The sequence below is a fragment of the Verrucomicrobiia bacterium genome (genome assembly GCA_019634635.1).
GTDB lineage: Bacteria > Verrucomicrobiota > Verrucomicrobiia > Limisphaerales > UBA9464 > UBA9464.
The window spans coordinates 1-2772 of sequence record JAHCBB010000073.1; the positions used below are offsets into that span (position 1 = coordinate 1).

Sequence of the window (2772 nt, forward strand, 5' to 3'; positions counted from 1 at the left end):
ACGCTGACCGCCAACGACGCGGGAGATGCAGTGGTACACCCCCACCCGCCCCTCCTCCGCCTTCACCTTCATCCGTGCCATGCGCATGGATCGTTTCTACCCCTCGTTCAGGGGAATGTCAATCTCTGAACCTGTCACTTTAATCTAATTTTCGGCAAGAGGGTTGCCAGACGGAAGGAAGGTGGGGAAGGTGGGGCGTTGAGCGGACAACCTTGGGCACGTGCGGTTCGGTCGGTTTTGGCGGCATGCTGGATCGGGGTGGCGGGGTGTGTGTCGTCTGGAGGCGGGCCGGGCACAGAACCCGCAGCGACCGGGGCGGTGGTGGTGTGGGTGTCGATCGACGGCTTCCGGCCGGACTACCTCGACCGGGCGGGCGAGAGTGGCGCCCCGTTTCTGACGTCGATGGCCCGGCGCGGGGCCGTCTCGCGGGAGCTGATTCCGACGTACCCGTCGCTGACGTTCTCCGTCCACGCCAGCGAGGTCACCGGCGCGTCGGCGGGCGTTCATGGTGTGCCGGGGAACTCGTTTTACGACCGCAGCCTCGGGGAGCAGTTCAGCTTTCCCCAGCGGGCGGACCTACTGAAGGCGGAAGCGATCTGGACCTCCGCCACGCGGCAGGGGCTTCGGGTTGCGGTGTTCGACTGGCCCTTCTCCAACGGGCAGACCGGGCCCCACATGGCGGCGTACTTCGCGGAGCGGTATGACAACCAGATGACCGATGAGCAGCGCGGCGAACGCCTGATCGAGACGATGAGGTCTGACGACGGGGCGGAGAAGGGCACGCCGCTGTCGCTGGTGATGGGGTATGCCGACGCGGTGGACAAGGCGGGACACGCGGTGGGGCCGGCGCACCCGGGGGTGGTGGAGCAGTTGTCGCGGCTGGACAAGGTGCTGGCGGACGTGCACGCCGAGGCGATGAAGTACGTCATCGAGCGGTGTCCGCCGGGCACGCGGTTGTACTTTCTGGTGTCGACCGACCACGGGATGTTGCCGGTGGTGCATCTGGCGAACCTGAACCAGATGGCCGGGGAGGCGATGCCGGCCGGGGCGCGGACGATCACGGGCGGTGCGACGGGGCACGTCTTCGTGCCGGACGGCCCGGAGAAGGCAGGCCAGGTGGCGGCGCTGGCGGCGGAACTGGGTCGCCACCGGTTCGCCCGGGTCTACACGCACGCGACGCTTCCCGCCCGGTGGCGTATGTTGGACCCGGACCGCGTGGGCGATGTCTATGTGGACTTGATGCCAGGGTACACGTTTTCGAGCCGGCCCCGGACGCCGTCGGTGTCGCTGCGGGACCTGCCGGCGACGCGGCCGACGGACCGCGGGCCGTTGGGCATGCACTCGTGGGACCCGGCCGAGGTGCCGCAGATGAACGGGATCGTGCTGGTGAGCCGTTACCCGAGTGACTTTGGCGGGCGTGACGTCGGCCCTGTGGACGCCCGGCGGCTCGCGGCGACGGTGAGTTCGTGGCTGGGGGTCGAGCCGCCGGCGCAGGCCGAGGTGGGCCCGGTGAGGCGGTTGGTGCGGTAGTCTGCGGTGCGACTTAGACGCGGACGGTTTTCCACTTGCCGGTGGCATATCGGGCGTACATGAGCATGCCGCGGAGCGTCAGCTCGGCGGAGAGGACGATCCAGATGGCCTCGAGGCCGAGCCTGAGGTGGACGCCGACGGAGACGAGGTTGACGAGCATGGCGCCGCGCGTGTCGCCGGCCCCGCGGAGGGCGGCGGCGAAAATGATGTAGGCCCCGAAGCCCCACTGCACGAATCCGGCGATGAACAGGCACTCGGCGGTGAGGGCGGCGACCGCGAGGTCCGCCGACATGGCGTTGGCGTAGACCGTGGAGGCGAGGATGAACGTCAGCCCCAGGACCGCCATTGACCCGGCACCGAGGTACAGGCCGTACCGGGCGACCCGCCGGGCGCGGTCCACGTCCTTCATGCCCAGGGACTGGCCCACCATCGTCGAAGTGGCGATTCCGACGGCGAAGCCGGTCGTGTACGACAGCGAATCGATGCGGATGGTGTTGAAGTGGGCGGCGGAGGCGACGGGGCCGAGCTGGTTGACGACGTGGACGAGGAAGAGATTTCGTGACAGAGGACCTGGCCCCTTCTCGCCGGCCCAGAGCCACTCGGCTCCAGATCCATCGGCGTTACGGACGCGTCAAGTTTGGGCGTCAAAACCAGTTCCCACTTGTGCCCCGGCCGCCCTTGGTGGTCTTCAATGTCAAGTCCGCGCCCCGCGGCCGAAAACGATCCCCATGCGCTACCGCTCCCTCTGGATCTCCGACGTGCACCTGGGGTCCCGCCATGCAAAGACCGAGTTGCTCCTCGACTTCCTCCGCAACAACGAGTCCCGGCAACTCTACCTGGTCGGGGACATCATCGACGGCTGGGAGTTGCGTCGGCGCTGGAACTGGGATGAGTCCGCCAACACGGTGGTCCAGAAGCTCCTCCGGAAGCAGCGCAACCATACCCGCGTCACCTACATCCACGGCAACCACGACGAGTTTCTCCATCAGTTCAGCGGTCTCAGTGTGGGCGGGGTGAGGCTGGTGGACTCCGCGATCCATATCGCTCCAGATCGGAGGCGTTATCTGGTGATTCACGGCCACCAACTGGACGGGCTGGTGCATTTTAACCGGCTTTTGGAAAGGGTCGGCTCCCGCCTGTATGACCTTATCCTCGCCCTGAACACCCACTTCAACCACCTCCGGCGCCGGATGGGTTTCGGATACTGGTCGGTGTCCGCTTACCTCAAACACAACACCAAGT

General features: G+C 66.8%; 3 protein-coding genes. 2 read left to right on the plus strand and 1 reads right to left on the minus strand.

Annotated elements, in window-relative coordinates:
- Positions 1 to 330 precede the first annotated feature (330 nt).
- Positions 331 to 1530 carry an alkaline phosphatase family protein gene (locus KF791_20860; GenBank protein MBX3735035.1) on the plus strand — a complete coding sequence of 400 codons (1200 nt, stop codon included), beginning with the start codon at positions 331 to 333 and terminating at the stop codon, positions 1528 to 1530.
- Positions 1531 to 1543: 13 nt separating this feature from the next.
- Here the strand turns inward: KF791_20860 and KF791_20865 are convergent, their stop codons facing one another.
- Positions 1544 to 2095 (minus strand): hypothetical protein, encoded by a 552-nt coding sequence (locus KF791_20865; protein MBX3735036.1) that lies wholly within the window; start codon positions 2093 to 2095, stop codon positions 1544 to 1546.
- 163 nt (positions 2096 to 2258) lie between these two features.
- On the opposite strand from KF791_20865, the gene KF791_20870 reads away from it, so the two are divergent.
- On the plus strand, positions 2259 to 2772 hold a 514-nt coding region (locus KF791_20870), incomplete at its 3' end, for a UDP-2,3-diacylglucosamine diphosphatase (protein ID MBX3735037.1).